The sequence below is a fragment of the Pantoea sp. SM3640 genome (genome assembly GCF_015654165.1).
In the GTDB taxonomy this organism is placed as follows: domain Bacteria; phylum Pseudomonadota; class Gammaproteobacteria; order Enterobacterales; family Enterobacteriaceae; genus Pantoea; species Pantoea vagans.
Map to the genome: position 1 here is coordinate 799,683 of NZ_CP064872.1, position 22,652 is coordinate 822,334.

General features: G+C 55.0%; 24 protein-coding genes. 16 read left to right on the forward strand and 8 right to left on the reverse strand.

Annotation, left to right across the window (positions count from 1 at the left end; genetic code table 11):
- Window positions 1-69 precede the first annotated feature (69 nt).
- Together recN and nadK are read right to left on the reverse strand one after the other, a co-directional pair.
- Window positions 70-1,731 (reverse strand): DNA repair protein RecN, encoded by a 1,662-nt coding sequence (gene recN / locus IV493_RS03805; protein WP_195857757.1) that lies wholly within the window; start codon window positions 1,729-1,731, stop codon window positions 70-72.
- An 84-nt stretch (window positions 1,732-1,815) separates the two neighbouring features.
- Window positions 1,816-2,694: an NAD(+) kinase gene (gene nadK / locus IV493_RS03810; RefSeq protein ID WP_195857758.1), complete on the reverse strand. Its 879-nt coding sequence runs from the start codon at window positions 2,692-2,694 to the stop codon at window positions 1,816-1,818.
- 122 nt (window positions 2,695-2,816) lie between these two features.
- On the opposite strand from nadK, the gene grpE reads away from it, so the two are divergent.
- Window positions 2,817-3,398: a nucleotide exchange factor GrpE gene (grpE, locus tag IV493_RS03815; protein WP_003848585.1), complete on the forward strand. Its 582-nt coding sequence runs from the start codon at window positions 2,817-2,819 to the stop codon at window positions 3,396-3,398.
- Between the two features lie 57 nt (window positions 3,399-3,455).
- Here grpE and ung read toward each other — a convergent pair whose 3' ends face one another.
- Window positions 3,456-4,136: a uracil-DNA glycosylase gene (gene ung / locus IV493_RS03820; protein WP_033783913.1), complete on the reverse strand. Its 681-nt coding sequence runs from the start codon at window positions 4,134-4,136 to the stop codon at window positions 3,456-3,458.
- Window positions 4,137-4,378: 242 nt separating this feature from the next.
- On the opposite strand from ung, the gene grcA reads away from it, so the two are divergent.
- A complete protein-coding gene (gene grcA, locus IV493_RS03825; protein ID WP_195857759.1) occupies window positions 4,379-4,762 on the forward strand; it encodes an autonomous glycyl radical cofactor GrcA in 384 nt (127 codons plus the stop codon).
- Between the two features lie 217 nt (window positions 4,763-4,979).
- Here the strand turns inward: grcA and srmB are convergent, their stop codons facing one another.
- Window positions 4,980-6,308, reverse strand: a complete 1,329-nt coding sequence (gene srmB, locus IV493_RS03830) for an ATP-dependent RNA helicase SrmB (protein WP_033783912.1) — start codon at window positions 6,306-6,308, stop codon at window positions 4,980-4,982.
- Between the two features lie 164 nt (window positions 6,309-6,472).
- Between srmB and IV493_RS03835 the strand changes: the two genes are divergently transcribed.
- A complete protein-coding gene (locus tag IV493_RS03835; RefSeq protein ID WP_195857760.1) occupies window positions 6,473-7,222 on the forward strand; it encodes a tRNA1(Val) (adenine(37)-N6)-methyltransferase in 750 nt (249 codons plus the stop codon).
- Here IV493_RS03835 and nadB read toward each other — a convergent pair.
- Window positions 7,207-8,826: an L-aspartate oxidase gene (gene nadB / locus IV493_RS03840; protein ID WP_195858149.1), complete on the reverse strand. Its 1,620-nt coding sequence runs from the start codon at window positions 8,824-8,826 to the stop codon at window positions 7,207-7,209. The genes IV493_RS03835 and nadB overlap by 16 nt on opposite strands.
- Before the next feature lie 414 nt (window positions 8,827-9,240).
- On the opposite strand from nadB, the gene rpoE reads away from it, so the two are divergent.
- The 11 genes from rpoE (at window position 9,241) to acpS (ending at window position 18,698) form a co-directional block, all read left to right on the forward strand.
- Window positions 9,241-9,816, forward strand: coding sequence for an RNA polymerase sigma factor RpoE (rpoE, locus tag IV493_RS03845; protein WP_013358764.1), 576 nt, complete (start codon window positions 9,241-9,243; stop codon window positions 9,814-9,816).
- Window positions 9,817-9,846: 30 nt separating this feature from the next.
- Window positions 9,847-10,500, forward strand: a complete 654-nt coding sequence (gene rseA / locus IV493_RS03850) for an anti-sigma-E factor RseA (protein ID WP_013358763.1) — start codon at window positions 9,847-9,849, stop codon at window positions 10,498-10,500.
- Window positions 10,500-11,456: a sigma-E factor regulatory protein RseB gene (gene rseB / locus IV493_RS03855; protein WP_013358762.1), complete on the forward strand. Its 957-nt coding sequence runs from the start codon at window positions 10,500-10,502 to the stop codon at window positions 11,454-11,456. Before rseA ends, rseB begins: the two co-directional genes overlap by 1 nt.
- Window positions 11,453-11,917 (forward strand): SoxR-reducing system protein RseC, encoded by a 465-nt coding sequence (rseC, locus tag IV493_RS03860; protein WP_033783909.1) that lies wholly within the window; start codon window positions 11,453-11,455, stop codon window positions 11,915-11,917. The genes rseB and rseC overlap by 4 nt, the downstream gene beginning before the upstream one ends.
- A 218-nt stretch (window positions 11,918-12,135) precedes the next feature.
- On the forward strand, window positions 12,136-13,935 hold the full coding sequence (gene lepA, locus IV493_RS03865) for a translation elongation factor 4 (protein WP_013358760.1): 1,800 nt from the start codon (window positions 12,136-12,138) through the stop codon (window positions 13,933-13,935).
- Between the two features lie 9 nt (window positions 13,936-13,944).
- On the forward strand, window positions 13,945-14,919 hold the full coding sequence (gene lepB, locus IV493_RS03870) for a signal peptidase I (protein ID WP_033733550.1): 975 nt from the start codon (window positions 13,945-13,947) through the stop codon (window positions 14,917-14,919).
- A 131-nt stretch (window positions 14,920-15,050) separates the two neighbouring features.
- Entirely contained in the window at window positions 15,051-15,731 is a 681-nt protein-coding gene (gene rnc, locus IV493_RS03875; protein ID WP_010257656.1) for a ribonuclease III, read from the forward strand.
- Between the two features lie 144 nt (window positions 15,732-15,875).
- Complete coding sequence (era, locus tag IV493_RS03880; RefSeq protein ID WP_033733549.1) at window positions 15,876-16,781, forward strand: GTPase Era; 906 nt, start codon at window positions 15,876-15,878, stop codon at window positions 16,779-16,781.
- A gap of 4 nt (window positions 16,782-16,785) precedes the next feature.
- Window positions 16,786-17,514: a DNA repair protein RecO gene (gene recO, locus IV493_RS03885; RefSeq protein WP_033733548.1), complete on the forward strand. Its 729-nt coding sequence runs from the start codon at window positions 16,786-16,788 to the stop codon at window positions 17,512-17,514.
- Between the two features lie 72 nt (window positions 17,515-17,586).
- Window positions 17,587-18,318, forward strand: a complete 732-nt coding sequence (pdxJ, locus tag IV493_RS03890; protein WP_147789541.1) for a pyridoxine 5'-phosphate synthase — start codon at window positions 17,587-17,589, stop codon at window positions 18,316-18,318.
- Window positions 18,318-18,698, forward strand: coding sequence for a holo-ACP synthase (gene acpS / locus IV493_RS03895; protein WP_013358755.1), 381 nt, complete (start codon window positions 18,318-18,320; stop codon window positions 18,696-18,698). The genes pdxJ and acpS overlap by 1 nt, the downstream gene beginning before the upstream one ends.
- Here acpS and IV493_RS03900 read toward each other — a convergent pair.
- Together IV493_RS03900 and IV493_RS03905 are read right to left on the reverse strand one after the other, a co-directional pair.
- Window positions 18,695-18,943 carry a YfhL family 4Fe-4S dicluster ferredoxin gene (locus IV493_RS03900; protein ID WP_013358754.1) on the reverse strand — a complete coding sequence of 83 codons (249 nt, stop codon included), beginning with the start codon at window positions 18,941-18,943 and terminating at the stop codon, window positions 18,695-18,697. The genes acpS and IV493_RS03900 overlap by 4 nt on opposite strands.
- 55 nt (window positions 18,944-18,998) lie before the next feature.
- Window positions 18,999-19,838, reverse strand: coding sequence for a MurR/RpiR family transcriptional regulator (locus IV493_RS03905; RefSeq protein ID WP_010257643.1), 840 nt, complete (start codon window positions 19,836-19,838; stop codon window positions 18,999-19,001).
- 155 nt (window positions 19,839-19,993) lie between these two features.
- Here IV493_RS03905 and yfhb point away from each other — a divergent pair, with 155 nt between their 5' ends.
- The gene (gene yfhb, locus IV493_RS03910; protein WP_033783907.1) at window positions 19,994-20,632 is read left to right on the forward strand and encodes a phosphatidylglycerophosphatase C; all 639 of its coding nucleotides are present in this window, start codon (window positions 19,994-19,996) and stop codon (window positions 20,630-20,632) included.
- A gap of 87 nt (window positions 20,633-20,719) precedes the next feature.
- Window positions 20,720-21,187: a tRNA adenosine(34) deaminase TadA gene (gene tadA, locus IV493_RS03915; protein ID WP_033783906.1), complete on the forward strand. Its 468-nt coding sequence runs from the start codon at window positions 20,720-20,722 to the stop codon at window positions 21,185-21,187.
- Here the strand turns inward: tadA and mltF are convergent.
- Window positions 21,184-22,641, reverse strand: coding sequence for a membrane-bound lytic murein transglycosylase MltF (gene mltF, locus IV493_RS03920; RefSeq protein ID WP_013358751.1), 1,458 nt, complete (start codon window positions 22,639-22,641; stop codon window positions 21,184-21,186). The genes tadA and mltF overlap by 4 nt on opposite strands.
- Window positions 22,642-22,652 lie beyond the last annotated feature (11 nt).

Consider the following 22,652-nt stretch of genomic DNA (forward strand, 5'->3'; position numbering starts at 1 on the left):
AAACCTTTTCGCCGTTGGAAACCTCTACAGAGCAAGCATATGACCACGGTACGTTAAAAAAGTGCGCTGCTATGCGGCTAAAAGTTCTTTTGCGTTGGCCAGGGTATTGCGTGTCACCTCGCTGCCGCCCAGCAGTCGCGCCAGTTCCTGCAGACGCGCTCGCTTGTCCAGCGGCTGCATATGGGTTTCGGTCATCGCGCCATCGGTCTCTTTGCTGACATAGAAGTGCTGATGTCCGCAACCGGCAACCTGCGGCAGGTGGGTGACACACATGACCTGGGTCGATTCACCCAACTGACGCAGCAGTTTACCGACGACGGCAGCGGTCGGGCCGCTGATCCCGACATCGACTTCATCGAAAATCATCGCCGGCGTTTCCATTTTCTTCGCGGTGATCACCTGAATCGCCAGCGCGATACGAGACAGTTCACCGCCCGAAGCGACTTTGCCTAACGGCTGCAGTGGCTGACCTGGGTTGGTGGTCACCTGGAAATCGACGCGGCTCGCGCCATCTGCCGTCAGCTGATCCGGATTAAAGGTCAGCGCGATTTTAAACTGGCCGTGTGGCATTGAGAGCAGATGCATACTCTGCGTAATCAGCTGCTGCAGTTCATCAGCAAAGTGGCTGCGCTGCTGATGCAGCTGCTCTGCACTTTGCAGTGCCGCCTGGTAATGTTCACCCACCAGCGATTGCAGGCTTTCCTGATCGCTTTCGTGCTGTGAGAGTAGCTCTGCTTCCGCCAGCAGCTGCTGATGCAGTTCAGGCAGCGCTTCTGGCGTGACGTGATGCTTACGCGCCAGCGCAATCTGGCGAGAAATACGCTTTTCCAGTTCGTACAGGCGATTGGGGTCCAGATCAAGGCTGTCGCAGTAGTGACGCAGTTCGTCGCTGGCTTCGCTCAGCTGAATCGCCGCCTCTTCCAGCAGGTTATGAACGCCGTTCAGTTTCTCATCCAGCGAGGTCAGTTCGGAAATCATCTCACGCGCGGTGTAGAGCAGACTGTTGAGATTATTGTCATCGCTGTCTGCTAACAGCTGCAGCGCCTGCTGGCTGGTCGACAGCAGCTGTCCGCTGTTGGCCAGGCGCTTGTACTCTTCGTCAATCTGCTCATATTCGCCCTGCTGCGGCGCGAACTCGTTCAGCTCTTTCAGTTGATACTGCAACAGCTCGCGACGTGATTCGCGCTCCTGCGCTTGCTGCTGATGCAGCGCGAGTGTGCGACAGCTCTGGTGCCAGGTGTGATAACTGCCGCGCATTTGCTGCAGGAGATCGTCGTGACCGGCATAGGCATCCAGCAGATGCTTCTGATGATCGGGTTTGAGCAGAAGCTGGTGGGCATGCTGACCGTGGATCTGGATCAGCAGCTGGCCGAGATCGCGCAACTGAGAAAGTGGTACCGCCGTGCCATTGATAAAACCACGGGAACGACCATCAGCACTGATCACCCGGCGCAGCAGGCACTCATTGCCGTCGTCGAGTTGATTATCCATCAGCCAGCGCTGAGCAGAAGGGGAGGACTTAAGCTGGAAGCGGGCGCAGAGGTCGGCCCGGCTGGCACCCTGACGCACCATGTCGGCATCGGCACGACCGCCCAGACATAATCCCAGTGCATCAATCGCGATAGACTTACCGGCACCGGTTTCACCAGTGATTGCCGTCATGCCGCGTTGGAAATCAATGTCGAGCTCACGAACGATAGCGAAATTACTGATGGTCAGTTGGGCCAGCATAGGTTCACCTGTACGAATAAACACATATGGTTTTTCATACAGTATAAACTGGTTTTTTATCCAGTAAAGAGGTGAGGCCGGTTTTCAGAACAATTTTTTTGACCAGCCCAGTTTTGAACTCAGCGTATTGAAATAGTTGTAGTTTTTAGGGTGAATTAAATCAAGATGACCGGCACTGCGCCGAATCAGTACATCCTCACCTTCCTGAATTGGCAGCGCAATCTGGCTGTCACAGCTGATTTCCAGGTCGCTACGACGTGAAGAAAAGCGCAGACGAATGGTACTGCTGCTGTTAATGACCAGTGGCCGCGCTGACAGCGTATGCGGGAACATTGGCACCAGCACAATCGCTTCGAGTGATGGCGTCAGAATCGGTCCACCCGCAGAGAGGGAATAGGCGGTAGAGCCGGTGGGGGTCGAAATAATCAGCCCATCAGAGCGCTGGGAAAAGGCGAACACTTCATCAATGTAGACTTCAAATTCGATCATGTGCGCGACTTTACCGGGATGCAGCACCACTTCGTTGATGGCGGAGCCAATGCGTGGTGAGCAGTCAGATTTGCACACCTGCGCTTCCAGCAGAAAGCGGCTCTCGACGAAATAGTTACCCTGAAGCACCTCATCCAGCTGTTGCTGCGCATTGTCCGGGTCAAGGTCGGTGAGAAAACCGAGGTTACCGCGGTTAATGCCAATCACTTTGATATCATAGCGCGCCAGCACTCGCGCTGCGCCCAGCATGTTACCGTCACCGCCCACGACGACAGCTAAATCAGCCTGCTGACCAATCTCCGCCAGCGTGCCGGTCTGCACGTCGTGAAGCGACAGCTCCTGCGCAATCTGCTTCTCAACGATCACTTGATAACCTTTGGCTGTCAGCCAGCGCCAGAGCATCTCATGCGTGGTTAACGCGGTGGGATGGCGCGGATGACCCACGATACCAATGCAGTTAAAGTGTTTGTTCATCTGGTCGGTGTTCCTTATAAGCCAAAACGGCAAGGCAATGTGATAGGTTCCCTTGAATCCGTCATACCAATCCCCATAATAAGCCAACCAGCGAAATGAATGTGCAAAACGCGGAGAAATTCATGAGTAGTAAAGAACAGAACACCCCAAACGAGCAAGTCTCAGACGAAATTCAGCAGGATCAGCAGCAACCTCAGGAAGCGGAGACAGCAGCAGAGGTGGATCCGCGTGATGAGCGTATTGCTCAGCTCGAAGCTGAATTAGCGCAGTCGCAGACCGGTGTACGCGATGCCCAATTGCGTGCGCAGGCTGAGGTAGAGAACATTCGTCGTCGTGCTGAGATGGACGTTGAGAAGGCGCACAAGTTTGCGCTGGAGAAGTTTGCCAACGAACTGCTCCCGGTCATCGACAGCCTGGAACGTGCGCTGGAAGTGGCCAATAAAGAGGATCCACAGCTGGCATCCATGATCGAAGGGATTGAACTGACACTGAAGGGCCTGCTCGGTGCCGTGCGTAAGTTCGGTGTCGAAGTGGTCGGCGAAACCGGCGTGCCATTCAACCCTGAAGTCCATCAGGCGATGTCGATGATGGAGTCTGAAGAATTTGAACCAAACCATGTCATGCTGGTGATGCAGCGTGGCTATACGCTGAATGGCCGCCTGCTGCGCCCGGCGATGGTTGCGGTTTCTAAAGCTAAAAGCTGATTCAACCTGAATCCTGTTACACGGCCGCGCACTGACGCGGCCGTGTGCGTTTGGGCGCTATTCAGGTAAGACCGGTGTCCAGTCCACCGGCTTTTTACCGGCAGCGCTCAGCAGTTCATTGGTCGTTGAGAAGTGTTTGCTGCCGAAAAATCCACGGTGCGCGGAGAGCGGCGAGGGGTGCGGCGCCTGCAGCACATGATGGCGCTTGCGATCGATAATGCTGCCTTTCTTCTGCGCATGTGAGCCCCATAGCAGGAAAATCACCCCTTCACAGTGCTGGTTAATCGCCGCAATCACGTTGTCCGTAAAGGTCTCCCAGCCAAAACGAGCATGGGAATGGGCTTTACCCGCCTCAACCGTTAACACCGTGTTCAGCAACATCACCCCCTGTTTTGCCCAGCTCTCAAGAAAGCCGTGATCGGGTTTTTGGAAGCCGGGAATATCCTGCATCAGCTCTTTATAGATATTCTGCAGTGAGGGCGGTACCTGAACGCCCGGCAGCACCGAGAAAGCCAGCCCGTGCGCCTGATTTGGACCGTGATAGGGATCCTGCCCCAGAATCACGACGTTGACGTCACCCAGTTCCGTCAGGCGAAACGCATTGAACACATCTTTCTGCGGTGGATAGACGGTTATGCCCGCGGCACGTTCATCGGCGACCTGCTTCAGCGTCTCAATAAAATAGGGTTTCTCTTTCTCTTCAGCCAGCACGTCGTGCCAGGTCAGCTTTTCAGCCATGTTTAACTCCCTTAACGTTAGTGGAGTAAGCTTAGCCGTTCCTGCCGATGACCTGAAGGCAAAAATAATTTGAAAAATAAAAATTATTTTTAGCTGGCAGGCATTTTGAGATCAATGGGTTAGCTAAAAAGCGCGCTGAATGGCTGATTAATATTGATACAGGTCAAGGCTGTGTCGAATGAACGATGGTATACCGGGGCCTCAAATTTGATTTATTCACGTATTATCTGGGAGACGCAATCATGATCACTGGTATCCAGATCACTCAAACTAACAATTCACAACTTCTGAACTCTTTCTGGCTGCTGGATGAAGAGAAAACTGAAGCGCGTTGCCTGTGTGCAAAAGCGGGCTATGAAGAAGATCAGGTTGTCGCCATCAGCGAACTGGGCGAATTCGCTTACCGTGAAGTGCCGGTTGAAATCAAACCTCAGGTCCGCGTTGAAGGCGGACAGCATCTGAACGTCAACGTTCTGCGTCGCGAAACACTGGAAGATGCGGTAAAACATCCTGAAAACTACCCGCAGCTGACCATTCGTGTTTCAGGCTATGCCGTGCGTTTTAACTCACTGACGCCAGAGCAACAACGCGACGTGATCACCCGTACCTTTACCGAAAGTTTGTAAGCCGCCTGAATTATCGGGCGCTGAAAATTAGCGCAAAGCACACACAGCAATTTTTATTCGTATTATGAAAGAGATAAGCAGTTAATTACCCGGCATGCTGATGCCAGTGTTGTGAAGAAAGGGAACTGGCAGAAAAAACATTCTGAAAAGGCCGTAACTGATTATCAGATAAAAAAAATCGCCTCTTGTGAGGCGATTTTTTTATGCGTGTGATGTTTTATTCCGCATTCTCGTTAGCTGGCGTAGTGCCGCTTGCCTTGCGGCGTTTGCCGACATTTTTGGCATCACGATGGCGTTTTTTCACGCGCGGTTTTTCTGTTTCGCTCGCTTTCTTCTCTGCACGCTTTGCCAGCACCTTTTTCGACGGTTTACCCGTGGTTTTAGCACCAGGCGCACGCGTCTCAGGACGCAGCTCATCAATCACACGCGCTTTGATCGGCTCGTTCACGTAGCGTGTTATTTTGCCCAGCAGCACGAAGTCATGCGCTTCAACCAGCGAAATGGCGATGCCTTTACGCCCCGCACGACCGGTACGACCGATGCGGTGCAGATAGGTGTCGGCGGTACGCGGCATATCATAGTTGAAGACGTGGCTGACATCTTCAACATCGATGCCGCGCGCGGCGATATCCGTTGCTACCAGCACGTTTACGCGGCCTTCACTCAGACGCTTAATCGCTTCGTTACGCTTGGCCTGCACCATTTCACCTTCAAGATAGCTGCTACGAATCCCCGCTTCGTGCAGCCAGCTCACCAGTTCATGCAGACGTTCACGCTTACGTACGAACACAATGCTGCGCGTTACATCCGGCTGCTTCAGCAGATGAATCAGTAATTTGGTTTTATGCTGCAGATCATCAGCGCGGTAGTACCACTGCTGGATCTTTTTGCGCTCGCGACGGCTCGGATCCGCTTCCAGTTCAACCGGTTCGTTCAGCAGACGTTCGGCGAAGTCACGGATATTGTCGCCTTCCAGCGTGGCGGAAAACAGCATGGTTTGCTTGCGCCAGCGCGTTTCAGCCGCGATGGTTTCGATATCCTGAGCAAAGCCCATATCAAGCATGCGGTCCGCTTCATCCAGCACCAGCGTTTCTACGGCGCGGCAGTCAAAGTTCTCTTCTTTGATGTACTGCAGCAGACGTCCGGTGGTCGCGACCACGATATCCTGGTTTTCGCTGAAGACTTCGGCATGGTTCATGTAAGCCACGCCGCCGGTGATCGTGGCGATGTCCAGATGCGTATGTTTCGCCAGCTCACGCGCATGATCGGCAACCTGCATCGCCAGTTCACGGGTCGGGGTCACAATGAGGATGCGTGGCGGCCCGGATTTCTTGCGCGGAAAATCAAGCAGGTGCTGCAGCGCCGGTAACAGATACGCGGCGGTTTTCCCGGTTCCTGTAGGTGCCGAACCCAGAACGTCACGGCCCTCCAGCGCGGGCGGAATTGCAGCAGCCTGGATCACTGTTGGGCGCGTAAAGCCTTTTTCCTGCAACGCTTGTAGCAGGCTTTCGTCGAGTTCGAGTTCGGAAAATGTGGTTACTGTCATGGTCTACCTCAGTTTGGGGCGCTGATTATAGACAGATCAGACTGAATCTTCATCTGTTAATCCGTTTCCGCTGCGCCTGGGGTTGTCTGCTGCGTGAATTCCCACTGTCGTCACGTTACACTCATGCGCTGCCGTGCGGCAGGAAAAAACGATGGTAGTGACGAATGATGCAGGATAAGCCGCGTGAACGGCCTCAGTTAAACAAGAACGGATTTACCTTTAAACAATTTTTTGTTGCCCACGATCGCTGTGCGATGAAAGTGGGCACCGATGCCATTCTGCTTGGTGCCTGGGCGCCGGTCGCCGGAGTCAGACGCATTCTGGATATTGGCAGTGGCAGCGGATTAATCGCACTGATGCTGGCGCAGCGCACGCCGTCACAGGTCCAAATCGATGCGGTGGAGTTAGAACCTGAAGCCGCACAGCAGGCGCAGAAGAATATGCAGCAGTCGCCGTGGCCTGAACGTATTCAGGTTCATCAGCAGGATATCGCCAGCTGGGCTGAGCAGTGCGATAAACGTTACTCGCTGATTGTCAGCAATCCCCCTTATTTTACGCCGGGCGTAGCCTGTTCTACCGTGGCACGGGACAATGCACGCGCGACAGCCTCGCTCGATCATCAGACGCTGTTACGCAGTGCAGCCTTATTAATTGAAGAAGAGGGGATGTTCTGCGTGGTGCTGCCCGTCGATATTGGGCAGACGTTTATCACCCTGGCGCAGGCCGATGGCTGGCATCTGCGTTTCCGGCTGGACGTGGCGGAATATGCCCATCGTCCGCCGCACCGCGTCGTACTGGGTCTGTCGCCGCAGGCTGGGGAAACGCTGCTGGAGCGTCTCGCAATCCGCGCACCAGACACCCGCTATTCCGATGAGTGGTGTAGCCTGACGCAGGACTTTTACCTCTTCATGTAACCCAGCGGGGTCAGAATAGTCGGCAGCGCTTCTGGCAGCAAGTCCGGATAGTCACGGATATAGTGCAGGCCGCGACTCTCTTTTCGCTCCAGCGCGCAGCGCACCATCAGGTCAGCGACCTGCACCAGATTCCGCAGCTCCAGCAGATTATTGGAGAGGCGGAAGTGGTGATAATACTCATCGATCTCCTGCTGAAGCAGATTGATGCGGCGTAACGCCCGTTCCAGCCGCCGGGTGGTGCGGACGATTCCCATGTAATCCCACATGAATAACCGTAACTCGTGCCAGTTATGCTGGATTACTACGCGTTCATCGGCGTCATCAACCTGACTCTCATCCCATGCAGGAAGGGCAGTGACGGCTTCAATGCCGGGCAGGGTACGCATCAGCTCCTCTGACGCGGACCAGCCATACACCAGACACTCCAGCAGCGAATTGGAGGCCATGCGGTTAGCGCCATGCAGGCCGGTATAACTCACTTCACCAATGGCATACAGGCCACTGACGTCGGTCTGACCGTGCTGATCGACGACGACGCCACCGCAGGTGTAGTGCGCGGCGGGCACGATCGGAATCGGCTCTTTGGTCAGGTCAAAGCCAAAGGCCAGCAACTTCTCATAGATCATCGGGAAGTGTGCGCGCACAAATTCTTCAGGCTGGTGGCTGATATCCAGATACATACAGTCCACACCCAGCCGTTTCATCTCGTGATCGATAGCGCGGGCAACAATATCGCGCGGGGCCAGTTCGGCGCGTTCATCGAAGTCGGGCATAAAACGACTGCCATCGGGACGTAACAGCCAGGCACCTTCTCCGCGTAACGCTTCGGTTAACAGGAAATTCTGCGCCTGCGGATGAAACAGGCAGGTCGGATGAAACTGGTTAAATTCCAGATTGGCTACCCGGCAACCCGCGCGCCACGCCATCGCGATGCCATCACCAGAGGCGATGTCAGGGTTAGTAGTATATTGATAGACTTTGGCGGCCCCGCCCGTTGCAACGACGACGGCCCGCGCCCGACAGGTTTCGACCTGCTCGCGATTGCGATTCCAGATCCACGCACCCACCACTCGCCGAGCGCCAGGCAGGCCGATTTTATCTGAAAGAATCAGATCGACCGCGTTGGTGCGCTCCAGAATCCGGATGTTAGGGTGGCTTAATGCCTGGCTCACCAGCGTGGTTTCTACCGCATGGCCGGTGGCGTCAGCACTGTGCAGAATGCGGCGATGACTGTGGCCGCCTTCGCGCGTCAGGTGATAGCGCATGTCACCCGCCGCCTGCGGATCGAGATCAAACGCAACGCCGTTGTCGATCAGCCACTGCACACAATGCCGGGCATTACTGGCAATAAACGACACGGCCTCACGGTCGCATAATCCCGCGCCGGCAATCAGCGTGTCTTCGATATGTGACTCGATGCTGTCCGTCTCATCAAATACCGCAGCAATACCGCCCTGCGCATAAAGGGTTGACCCTTCATTGACCTGCGCTTTACTGAGAACGGTCACCTGATACTGTTTTGCCAGCCGTAACGCCAGCGACAGTCCAGCCGCACCGCTGCCCACAATCAACACATCACACTGATAATCCGGGTTCGCATTCATCATAGTGTTTAATTTACTAAACAAGACCAGGCCTGAGCATAAGCCTAACAGGGAGTTCTGTGAAGTATTTTAAACATGAGGTGCGCGCGTTAATCTGACAATTATCTAAAGTCACCTATAATCAGTAAGTTAAAAACATGCCGCTTCAGCCGTGGTTTTTTATAGCAAACTTATTAAACCTAAAGGATTTAATGATGAAAAAGCTGTTGTCATAGGTTACTCTGCCTGCGATTTACGCTCCTGACACTGAACGAAAACGAACAACCTGTGTTATCTCCATCGGAGCGGTAAATATCACGGCGGGAAGTGAACTTCGCACCACATCACAACTCTAAGCGCATGCTTGCTCAGAAACATGAGATGTGCTGGCAGTTACTTTATGCATATGAAAAATTTGGGGAGACATTACCTCGGATGAGCGAGCAGTTAACGGATCAGGTCCTTGTCGAGCGGGTACAGAAGGGAGATCAAAAAGCGTTCAACTTACTGGTGATTCGTTACCAGCATAAAGTGGCGAGTTTGGTTTCACGCTATGTTCCCTCGGGCGACGTACCTGATGTAGTACAGGAATCGTTTATTAAAGCGTATCGCGCACTGGACTCTTTCCGGGGCGATAGCGCGTTTTATACCTGGCTGTACCGCATTGCGGTAAACACAGCGAAAAATTACCTGGTTGCTCAGGGGCGTCGTCCGCCATCCAGCGATGTGGATGCGATTGACGCAGAAAATTTCGAAAGTGCGGGTGCATTAAAAGAAATTTCGAACCCTGAGAACTTAATGTTGTCTGACGAATTGAAACAAATTGTCTTTCGTACCATCGAGGCGCTACCCGAGGACTTGCGTATGGCAATCACCCTCAGGGAACTGGACGGTCTGAGTTATGAAGAGATCGCCGTCATTATGGATTGCCCGGTAGGCACTGTTCGATCACGTATCTTTCGTGCGCGAGAGGCCATTGATAACAAAGTTCAACCGCTTATCCAACGTTAGTGATAACGGCTACTGGAAGGGTACATAGGCATGCAGAAAGAAAAACTTTCCGCTTTAATGGATGGTGAGACCTTAGATAACGAGCTGTTTTCCGCCTTGTCTAAGGACGCAGAACTACAGAAAAGCTGGGCGAGCTATCACCTGATTCGCGATACCATGCGCGGTGATGTGGGCGATGTCCTGCATTTTGATATCTCTGCGCGCGTCGCTGCTGCTATCGAAAAAGAACCGTTGCGTACGGTTACCACGCTGATCCCTGAAGCTCAGCCAGAACCTTCCCGCTGGGAAAAGATGCCGTTCTGGAAAAAAGCGCGCCCGTGGGCTGCGCAACTGACTCAGGTAGGCGTAGCTGCCTGTGTGTCACTGGCCGTGATCGTGGGTGTTCAGCACTACAACCAGCCGCAGGGTAGCGCCACGCAGACCTCTGACTCTCCGGTGTTTAATACGCTGCCGATGATGGGTAAAGCTTCACCTGTGAGCCTGGGTGTGCCGTCTGATGCCTTTGACACCAACAGCTCTAATCAGCAGGTTCAGGATCAGCGTCGTCGCGTGAACGCCATGCTGCAGGACTATGAACTGCAACGTCGTCTGCATGCTGATCAGCTGCAGTTTGAAACCGATGCGCCAAAACAGGCGCAGGTTGATGTTCCCGGAAACCAGTCATTAGGACAGCAGCAGCAGTAATGAAGCCGTTTTGGTATGCTGTTAGCCTGCTGACAGGCAGCCTGTTGTGGTCATCTGCCGCCCCGGCGCAAACTACTGCGTCCGGGGCGCTATTGCAGCAGATGGAGCAGGCAAGTCAGAACCTTAACTACGAATTTGCCTATATCAACGTCTCGCGCATTGGCATTGAATCGCTGCGTTATCGTCATGCTGTGATCGATAACCGGATATTCGCGCAGCTGTTGCAGATGGACGGGCCACGTCGGGAAGTGATCCAGCGTGGCAACGATATCAGCTACTTCGAACCCGGCCTTGATCCCTTTTCGCTCCCTGGCAATCACATTATTGACGCTTTGCCGTCAGTGATTTTTGCTGACTTCACCAAACTCGCCACTGCCTACGATTTTATTACCGTGGGACGCTCGCGCATTGCCGATCAGATGTGTGATGTATTGCGCATCGTGTCACGCGATGGTACGCGTTACAGCTATGTGGTCTGGCTGGATGTCGATACCAAGCTGCCGCTGCGCATCGACCTGCTCGATCGTGACGGTGAAACGCTGGAGCAGTTCCGCGTTATCAGCTTTGCGGTGGATGAAGGGGTGCGCAATCTGATGCAGGGGCTGGAGAAAGCGAATCTGCCACCGTCGCTGTCCGTGCCGAAAGGGGACGCAGTTACCGTCGCCTGGCAGCCAGGCTGGATACCCGCAGGCATGTCGCTGGTGTCGCAGAATCGTCGCACGCTGCCGGGGCTGAACAAAAATATTGAGTCGAAGCTCTACAGCGATGGTCTGTTTAGTTTCGCGATCAACGTGACGCCAGCTGATAAAAGCAGCACAACCCAGACATTGCGCACTGGGCGTCGTACGGTCCAGACCGTTGTGCGCAATAATAACGAAATTGCGGTGATCGGCGAATTACCGCCCTCAACCGCAAAACGTATTGCGGACAGCATCGACCTGGGGTCACAAAAATGATGAGAGAATGGGCCACCGTGGTGGCATGGCAGGATGGCATTGCCACACTGCACACTGAAGCAAAAACGTCCTGCAACAGCTGCCAGGCACGCAAAGGCTGTGGCAGCCATATGCTGAACAAACTCGGTCCGAAGAATGCTCACGTGATGCAGATTGCCAGCAGCAAGCCGCTGCAGCCGGGACAGCGCATTGAGTTAGGCATCAAAGAGAGCAGCCTGCTGGGTTCGGCGCTGCTGGTCTATATGACGCCGCTGTTTGGCCTGTTTGTGGTTGCCGGATTGTTTCAGTCGCTGTTCAGCAGCGATCTGGCGGCCGCCTGTGGCGCACTGCTGGGCGGCATCGGCGGTTTTATTGTCGCGAAAGGCGTTTCAATGAAATTTGGCGATCGCGAAGCCTTTCAGCCGGTCATTCTGAACATTGCCCTCCCTCCCGATGCGCTGCGTGTTGAAAGCGAAGCGTAATGTACGTCCAGGCCGCGCATCCCGCGGCCTTTGTCCGTTCTGCCTTGCGCAGATATCTGTTTCGCTTCCACCACGTTCCATTCTTTTATGCGCGGCGTTAACAGTGTAATATGCGTCGTCATTAATGAGGCTGACAGGATTGTGGGTAAAGAGCGATCTTCCTGAATGTGTCTGTGCTCAGATTTTCAACTGAATTTTAAGCGAAGATATCCCTATAAATGAAGCACATAAGAAATTTCTCCATCATCGCTCATATCGACCATGGTAAATCTACGCTCTCTGACCGCCTTATTCAGATCTGCGGTGGCCTCTCTGACCGTGAAATGGCTGCGCAGGTTCTTGACTCTATGGATCTGGAGCGGGAGCGTGGCATTACTATCAAAGCACAGAGCGTCACACTCGATTACCACGCGAAAGACGGCGAAACTTACCAGCTCAATTTCATCGATACTCCGGGCCACGTAGACTTCTCTTATGAAGTTTCCCGCTCACTGGCTGCCTGCGAAGGTGCATTGCTGGTGGTGGATGCGGGTCAGGGTGTTGAAGCGCAGACACTGGCGAACTGCTACACCGCGATGGAGATGGATCTGGAAGTAGTGCCGGTTCTGAACAAAATTGACCTGCCGGCCGCCGACCCCGATCGCGCTGCGCAGGAGATTGAAGATATCGTCGGCATTGATGCGGCTGATGCGGTGCGCTGCTCCGCTAAAACCGGCGTCGGCGTTCCGGACGTGCTGGAACGCTTAGTGCGCGATATTCCGCCGCCGGAAGGCGATCCGGAAGGCCCGCTGCAGGCGCTGATTATCGATTCCTGGTTTGATAACTACCTGGGCGTTGTCTCGCTGGTGCGTGTGAAAAACGGCACCATGCGTAAAGGTGACAAGATCAAAGTCCTCAGCACCGGCCAGGTCTATAACGCTGATCGCCTGGGTATCTTTACCCCGAAACGTGTCGATCGTAATGAACTGAACTGCGGTGAAGTCGGCTGGCTGGTCTGCGCCATTAAAGATATCCTCGGCGCACCGGTGGGGGATACCCTGACCACCGCCCGCAACCCGGCAGACAAAGCGCTGCCAGGCTTTAAAAAAGTGAAGCCGCAGGTTTATGCCGGTCTGTTCCCGATCAGCTCTGACGACTATGAAGCGTTCCGTGATGCGCTTGGCAAGCTGAGTCTGAACGATGCCTCGCTGTTCTATGAGCCAGAAAGCTCAACGGCGCTGGGCTTTGGTTTCCGCTGTGGCTTCCTCGGTCTGCTGCACATGGAAATCATCCAGGAGCGTCTGGAGCGCGAATACGACCTCGATCTGATTACCACTGCACCGACGGTAGTGTATGAAGTCGTGACCACCGGCGGCGAAATTGTTCATGTCGACAGCCCATCCAAGCTGCCGCCACTGAATAACATCGAAGAACTGCGTGAGCCGATCGCGGAATGTCACATGCTGCTGCCGCAGGAGTATCTGGGCAACGTTATCACGCTCTGTATTGAGAAGCGTGGCGTGCAGACCAACATGGTTTACCACGGCAATCAGGTTGCACTGACGTATGAAATTCCGATGGCAGAAGTGGTCCTCGACTTCTTTGACCGTCTGAAATCTACCTCGCGCGGTTATGCCTCGCTGGATTACAACTTCAAACGTTTCCAGCCTTCAGACATGGTGCGCGTCGACGTACTGATTAACTCTGAACGTGTGGATGCGCTGGCGCTGATTACCCACCGCGACAATGCGCCTTATCGCGGCCGCGATCTGGTTGAGAAAATGAAAGAGCTCATCCCGCGTCAGCAGTTTGATATTGCGATTCAGGCTGCGATTGGTAACCACATTATCGCGCGTTCAACCGTTAAACAGCTGCGTAAAAACGTTCTCGCCAAGTGTTATGGCGGTGACGTCAGTCGTAAGAAGAAACTGTTGCAGAAACAGAAAGATGGTAAGAAGCGTATGAAGCAGGTTGGTAACGTTGAGCTGCCACAGGAAGCGTTCCTCGCCATTCTGCATGTCGGTAAGGACAGCAAATAAGGATTTCCAATGGCTAATATGTTCGCCCTGATTCTGGCGATAGCGACGCTGATTACTGGCATCGTCTGGGTAATTGATCGTTTCAAATGGGCACCCGAGCGTCGCGCGAAACAGGCGGCGGCGCAGGCCCAGACCGGTAACGCGCTTGACAGCAAAACGCTGGCGAAAGTCTCTTCACAGCCAGGCTGGGTTGAGACCACCGCGTCTGTATTCCCGGTGCTGGCCGTGGTTTTCATCGTGCGTTCGTTTATTTACGAACCGTTCCAGATTCCCTCTGGCTCGATGATGCCAACACTGCTGATTGGCGACTTTATCCTGGTGGAGAAGTTTGCTTACGGCATTAAAGATCCGATTACCCAGACGACGCTGATCCCAACCGGTCAGCCGAAGCGTGGCGACATTGCGGTATTTAAATACCCGAAAGATCCGAGCCTGGACTACATTAAGCGCGTTATTGGCCTGCCAGGCGATAAAGTCATCTATGATCCTTACAGCAAAACGCTGACGGTGAAACCGACCTGTGGTGATGATAAAGCCTGCGACACAGCGTTAGCAGTGACTTACACCGACGTTGAGCCAAGCAATTTTATTCAGACCTTTAGCGGCTTTGATGGCAACGAAACCGGCAACGGTTTTTATCAGGTGCCACAGGGCGATACCCTGCGCGGTGGTCTGCGCCTGGGAACCCGCAAAGAGACAATCGGTAACGTGACGCATGACATTCTGCTGGTTAACGAAGCGCAGAGTCAGGCAGGCATGTATTATCAGCAGCCGGGTCAGCCGCAGGCGAGCTGGGTCGTGCCGAAAGGGCAATACTTCATGATGGGCGACAACCGTGATAACAGCGCCGACAGCCGCTACTGGGGCTTTGTCCCTGAGCGTAATCTGGTCGGCAAAGCGGTCGCTATCTGGATGAGCTTTGAGAAACAAGAAGGTCAGTGGCCAACCGGCGTGCGATTCAGTCGCATCGGCGGTATCCACTAATAATTTTGTCTGATTAACAGGCAAATCGGGTGGCCTCCTCAGGGAGGCCACTGCACACCAAACGGAACGTGTTGGACTGCCAGCCCCGTTTGGTATGCAGAGTCACAGACGCAACAAAGAACTGGAATCGCATGAACCCCATCCTGATTAACAAGCTTCAGCGCAAACTGGGCTACACTTTTACTCATTCGGAACTGTTACAGCAGGCCCTGACTCACCGCAGCGCCAGCAGTAAGCACAACGAGCGCCTGGAATTTCTGGGCGATTCTATTCTTAGCTATGTGATTGCGAATGCCCTTTATCACCGCTTCCCGCGTGTTGATGAAGGTGACATGAGCCGCATGCGTGCCACGCTGGTGCGTGGCAATACGCTGGCTGAAATGGCTCGCGAATTTGATCTTGGCGAGTGCCTGCGCTTAGGGCCGGGTGAGCTGAAAAGCGGCGGTTTCCGTCGCGAATCGATCCTGGCGGATACGGTGGAAGCGCTGATTGGAGGCATCTTCCTCGACAGCAGCATCGAGCGGGTAGAGCAGCTGATCCTCGACTGGTATCAGACGCGCCTGGATGAAATCAGTCCTGGCGACAAACAAAAAGATCCCAAAACGCGCCTGCAGGAGTATCTGCAGGGACGTCATCTGCCGCTGCCAAGTTATCTGGTGGTGCAGGTGCGTGGCGAAGCCCACGATCAGGAATTTACCATTCACTGTCAGGTGAGTGGCATGGCCGAGCCGGTCGTCGGCGTCGGCTCCAGCCGTCGTAAAGCCGAGCAGGCAGCGGCTGAACAGGCACTGATAAAATTAGGTCTCGAATAGGTCTGTCGGGGTGACAGTGCCGGACCGGCGCTGAATCAATCACCCTCTGACAGCTCTATCCCGGCGTCAGAAGACGCTGAATGACACATGACTCAAATAGCACTCTTCGGCGCCGCATCAGGCGCTGAACAATTCAGGACTCGAATGAGCGAAAACGTTACTTATTGCGGCTTTGTCGCGATTGTTGGCCGACCGAACGTCGGTAAATCCACCTTACTGAACCAGTTGCTGGGGCAGAAGGTGTCGATCACCTCGCGTAAGCCGCAAACCACGCGCCACCGCATCATGGGCATTCATACTGAGGGCAACTATCAGGCGATTTACGTCGATACCCCCGGACTGCACATGGAAGAGAAGCGCGCCATTAACCGTCTGATGAACCGCGCAGCCAGCAGTTCAATTGGCGACGTAGAGCTGGTGATCTTCGTCGTTGAAGGTACCCGCTGGACGCCAGATGATGAGATGGTGTTAAACAAACTGCGCGACAATAAAGTGCCGGTTGTGCTGGCTGTGAATAAAGTCGACAACATCCAGGATAAAACCATTCTGCTGCCGCATCTGCAGTTCCTCAGCCAGCAGATGAACTTCCTTGATATCGTGCCAATCTCTGCGGAGAGCGGCAAAAACGTCGATACCATTGCGGCGATTACCCGCAAGCATCTGCCGCAGGCCGATCATCACTTCCCGGAAGATTACATCACCGATCGCTCTCAGCGTTTCATGGCGTCAGAGATGATCCGTGAAAAACTGATGCGCTTCCTGGGCGCTGAACTGCCTTACTCGGTCACCGTGGAGATTGAGCGCTTCGTGACCAACGAACGCGGCGGTTATGACATCCATGGTCTGATTCTGGTCGAGCGCGAAGGGCAGAAGAAGATGGTGATTGGCAACAAAGGTGCCAAAATCAAAGTCATCGGAACAGAAGCGCGCAGGGACATGGAAGAGATGTTCGAAGCGAAAGTGCATCTCGAACTGTGGGTGAAAGTGAAATCCGGCTGGGCAGATGACGAACGAGCGCTGCGCAGCCTGGGTTATACAGACGATCTCTGATTCAATGGAAGGCTGGCAACGCGCCTTTGTGCTGCATAGTCGTCCCTTCAGCGAAACCAGCCTGCTGCTCGACCTGTTCAGTGAAAACGAAGGGCGGGTCCGGGTGCTGGCCAAGGGCGCACGCTCGCGGCGCTCCCAGCTGAAAGGTGCGTTACAGCCTTTTACCCCGCTGCTGGTTCGCTGGAGCGGGCGCGGGGACGTCAAAACCCTACGCAACGCCGAAGCGGTGTCGCTGGCTTTACCGCTCAGCGGCATTACGCTCTACTGCGGTCTCTACGTCAATGAGCTGGTCTCTCGCGTACTGCAGCCGGAATCGCCTTTCCAGGAACTCTTCTTCGACTATCTCAACTGCCTTCAGGCATTAGCCTCAACGCACGGCAAGCCCGAACCGGCACTGCGTCGTTTTGAACTGGCGCTGCTCGGTCACCTGGGCTACGGCGTCGACTTCCTGCATTGTGCCGGCAGCGGCGAGCCGGTCAGCGACGACATGACGTACAGTTACCGTGAAGAGCGTGGCTTTATCGCCAGTCTGGTGGTTAATCAGCGCAGCTTTACCGGCCGTGAGTTGCACGCCCTGTGCGAACGTGAGTTTCCCGATGCCGACACGCTGCGCGCTGCGAAGCGGTTTACCCGTATTGCCCTGAAGCCCTACCTGGGTGGCAAGCCGCTGAAAAGTCAGGAGCTGTTCCGCCAGTTTATCCCGAAGAAAAAGCCCGAACAGGCAGATGAATAGCGCAGGGTGTACTGACGGTTTATAGTTGCGCGGTACACTCAACATCACGATGGAAAAGAAGTGAGGATGGTTATGGCTGAGTTGCTGTTAGGCGTCAATATCGATCACATTGCCACGGTGCGTAACGCCCGTGGGACAAACTATCCCGATCCGGTGCAGGCAGCGTTCATCGCCGAGCAGGCAGGCGCAGACGGCATTACAGTGCACCTGCGCGAAGATCGCCGTCACATTACCGACCGCGACGTGCGAATTCTGCGGGACACCATCCAGACGCGCATGAATCTGGAGATGGCGGTCACTGATGAGATGATCGGCATCGCCTGTGATATCCAGCCCCATTTCTGCTGCCTGGTGCCGGAAAAGCGTCAGGAAGTGACTACGGAAGGCGGACTGGATGTGGCAGGGCAGCAGGAGAAGATGAACGCGGCCGTACGACTGCTGAGTGACGCGGGCATTCTGGTTTCACTGTTTATTGATGCCGACCACCGCCAGATCGAAGCGGCCGTTGCTACCGGTGCGCCTTACATCGAAATTCATACCGGCGCTTATGCTGAGGCTCCCGAGGGAAGGGCGCGTGACGCAGAGCTGGCACGCATTCGCCATGCCGCGACCTTTGCCGCCAGCCTGGGGCTGAAGGTGAATGCCGGTCACGGTCTGACCTACCATAACGTGCTGCCGATTGCGGCGCTGCCGGAAATGCATGAGCTGAATATCGGCCATGCGATTATCGGCCGTGCGGTGATGAGTGGCCTGCCGGATGCGGTCAAAGAGATGAAGCAACTGCTACGTGAAGCCCGCCGCTGATGGCTATTCTGGGTCTGGGCAGCGACATCGTTGAGATTGAACGCATCGCCGACGTGATAGCGCGCTCCGGCGACAGGCTGGCGCGTCGGGTGCTGAGTGAAGCCGAATGGCAGCAGTATCAGGCGCACAAACAGCCGGTGCGCTTTCTCGCCAAACGCTTTGCGGTTAAAGAGGCGGCAGCCAAAGCCTTCGGCACCGGCATTCGCGGTGGTCTGGCATTTAATCAGTTCGAAGTTTACAACGATGCGCTGGGTAAACCGGGGTTACGCTTCTTTCAGCAGGCCGCTGACGTGGCAGAGAAGCTGGGCGTTAACCACGTTCACGTAACGCTGGCCGATGAGCGTCACTACGCCTGCGCCACGGTGATCATTGAAAGCTAGCCGTGCAGCAGCACGAACTTATCCCACAGCGCATCGCGTGATTCGGTGTGCTGTGGGTCACTGATAATGGTGTTGTCGATGGGGCAGACCCGCTGACAGGTTGGCGCTTCGTAATGCCCGACGCATTCCGTGCAGCGGCTGACATCAATCTCATAGATCGCATCGCCCAGTGAAATCGCCTGGTTCGGGCACTCCGGTTCACACATATCGCAGTTAATGCATCTGGACGTAATCAACAGCGCCATTTATCCCACCTGGTAACAACAGAAAAAACGCGGGTATTATACGCGCTGCCACTGATCAGACCAGCTTTTTCACCAGCGCTTCGCTGTGACGAATATGACTCGACGCACGTTCCGGATCGTTTTGCACCAGCGCCATAAACAGCAGATCGGTCAGGGCCAGCTGCGCTGTGGTCGAGGAGATTGCCGCGCTGCGGGTGCTCTGCTCTTCCGCCACCGTGTAGAGACAGTAGCTGGCACTCTGTTGCAGGGTGTTCGGCGTAAAGCCGGTAAACGCCACCACATCGGCCCCAACCTGAACCGCTTCCTGCGCCGCCAGATTAATCTCGCGCCGTTCCCCGGTGTAGGAGATGGCGAGCAGCACATCGCCTGGCCCCATCGCCTGTACGCTGGCCAGCAGGGCGTGCATGTCCTGTTCCGCCACCGCATTAATCCCGATCTTCATCAGCTTCCAGGAGAAGTCCTTTGCCACCAGGCCCGATGCGCCGATGCCGACCAGTAAAATGCGCCGGGCATTTTTCAGCAGCTGTAACACATCGTTGAGCTTCTCTTCGCTATTGATATCCAGCGTGGCGCGGATCGCCGAGAGCTTTTCGGTCAGCAGCTTTTCGCCCACCATTTTAAGCGGATCGTCGCTGAGAATATGGTTATGCACGGTAATGGCATCCTTGTCCGCCAGTGACTCACTCAGAGCCAGCTTAAGCGCCGGAAAGCCTTTATATCCCAGCTTCTGAGCAAATTTCACCACGCTCGACTGGCTGACGCCCGACTCTTCCGCCAGCTTTTGCGAACTCAGATGACGTGCCCGATCGGGTTGCGACAGTAAAAAATCCGCCAGCCGACGCTCGTTCAATGCCAGACGTGGATAAAGCTGGCGAATGCGCAGCAATGAACTCATGCCCAATCCTCGTAATTCAGGGATAATCAGTGAAGAATAAACTATTCATCGGGCATTGTAGTCATCGGAATTAAAAATGACCGTCATCGCCGTACCGCCTGATGATGGCTACACTACTCTTTATCATCCCGGAATCAGCCGTTAAGGAGAGTTGTTTGACCAGGGGAACACAACGTCGCATCGTATTTTTCGACCTCGATGGCACTTTGCATCAGCAGGACATGTTCGGCACCTTTATGCGCTATCTGCTGCGTCGCCGCCCGCTTAATCTGCTGCTGGTGGTGCCGTTACTGCCGGTGGTGGGCATCGGTCTGCTGTTTAAAGGCCGCGCGGCACGCTGGCCCATGAGCCTGCTGCTCTGGTCAATTACCTTTGGCCGCTCCGAGCAGACATTGCTGCGCCTCGAAGCCGAGTTTGCCCAGTGGTTTCGCCTGCGCGTAAAGGCCTTTCCGATGGTGCAGCAGCGTCTGACGGATTACCTCGGCAGTGATGACGCTGACGTCTGGCTGATCACCGGATCGCCACAGTCGCTGGTGGAGCAGGTCTATTATGACTCCGCGTTTCTGCCACGCGTGAAGCTGATTGCCAGTCAGATGCGTCGCGGCTGGGGCGGGCGTGTGCTGGCGATGCGCTGCCTCGGTCATGAGAAAGTGGCCCAACTTGAAGAGAAAATCGGCACGCCGTTACAGCTCTACAGTGGCTACAGCGACAGCAAACAGGACAACCCGTTACTGTTCTTCTGTCAGCATCGCTGGCGTGTAACCCCGGCGGGTGAACTGCAGCAGCTGGAATAAGTTTCGACACGCTCGCAGAGATCGCTATAATGCGCCGCTTTTCAGTCGCCCGGAGTGGTCAGCGTGAAACAACAAGATGAATACTGGATGCGCCACGCGCTGAGCCTGGCGCGTCGCGCCTGGGAGCAGGGCGAAGTGCCGGTGGGGGCCGTGCTGGTTCAGAACGACCGGGTGATTGGGGAAGGCTGGAACCGGCCCATCGGCCAGCACGATCCGACCGCGCATGCAGAGATCATGGCGCTGCGGCAGGGCGGTAAAATACTGGAAAATTACCGCCTGCTGGATACAACGCTTTACGTCACGCTGGAGCCGTGTGTGATGTGTGCCGGTGCCATGGTTCACAGCCGTATTAGCCGACTGGTCTATGGTGCGCACGATATTAAAAGTGGGGCAGCGGGATCGCTGCTGGATGTGCTGGGCCATCCTGGCATGAATCATCAGGTTGAACTGCATAGCGGCGTGCTGGCTGAAGAGTGTGCCGCCATGCTGAGCGACTTCTTCCGTATGCGTCGTGAGCAGAAAAAAGTGCTGCGTCAGGCGCAACGCCAGGGTTAGTTCATGGCGATCTTCGGTTCAACCGCCGGGTAGCCCTTCGCCAGTTCGGCCTGTGCTTCAGCCTGCCGCGCCAGACGCTTCTCCTGCTCCTGCAGATAACCCACCAGGCTTATCTGATACTTGCGGATATTCTCCACGTAGTTATAGGCTTCATGTCCACGGGCATAGCCATACGCTGTCTGCGTGTAGTAGCGCTTCTGGCTTAACATGGGCAGACGCAGCTTCACATCCGCCCAGCTGTCCGGATTACCGCCCTGGCGTGCCGTCAGCTTGCGGACGTCAAGCATGTGGGCATAACCCATGTTATAAGCTGCCAGCGCAAACCAGATGCGCTCATCTTCCGGGATGGTCTGCGGCACCTTCGCCATCATATCCTGCAGATACTGACTGCCGCCGCGAATGCTCTGTTCGGGATCGGTTCGATCGCCCACATCCAGGCTATCAGCGGTGTTACGCGTCAGCATCATCATGCCGCGCACGCCGGTCGGTGAGGTAGCCTGCGGGTTCCAGTGCGACTCCTGATAAGAGATCGCCGCCAGCAGCCGCCAGTCGATGCTGGTGGCGTACTTCTCAAACAGCGGCTTGATGTCGGGCAGCGTATTGTCGATGGCGCGCAGGAATGTGCGGGTATCAACATAGTCAAAGGTACCGACGTGACCGAGATATTTCTCCTCCAGCCGCGCCATCGCGCCTTCTTCGCCCATACCATTAAAAAAGTCGAGCATTGCTGCATTCAGACTGTCGTCATCGCTGTGCCGCACATACCAGGTCACCGGCTCTTCATCGGTAACGTCGAACGCCACCGCCAGCTGCGGATAGATGCGCTGCAGCAGGGCGATGGTCACCGAGTCACCAATGGTGTAGTCGAGCTTGCCGTCGGCGACCGCTTCCAGCAGGGCCTTAGGACTCTGATCGGTGGAGATCGCCCAGTCCAGATCGGGGAACTGATTGGAACGGGCGCTCTTGAGCGTGGACAGATAGGCCGATCCGGACGCAACTGTCAGCCGCCCCTTTAAGTCACCGAGGTTTTTAGGGCGTGGCTTATCCACGCGATAGACCAGCTGTTGTGAAACGTTGTAGTAACCTGGCCCGGTCTGATAGCGCGTCAGGCGTTCATTGTTGTAGTTCAGGCCAGCGGCCAGCAAATCGGCTTTACCCTCGTCAAGATCATCAAACAGATCGCTCAGGTTAGGACGAACCGTCACCTTCAGTTTGACGCCAAGATAATCGGCGAAGCGTTTTGCCAGCTCATAATCCATACCGGCCGGTAACTGGTTAACTGTGTAGTACGTTAATGGGGAGTTGATGGTACTGACCCGCAGGACTCCCCGTGATTTAATCTGTGAAATCCTGTCCTGCCCACCCCCATACCAGGGAATGGATGGCCACAGCGCTAACGCTAACAGCACGGCAACCAGACCGATAAACAGATAATTAAATTTTAGGCGTTTCAAATAGTTATCTC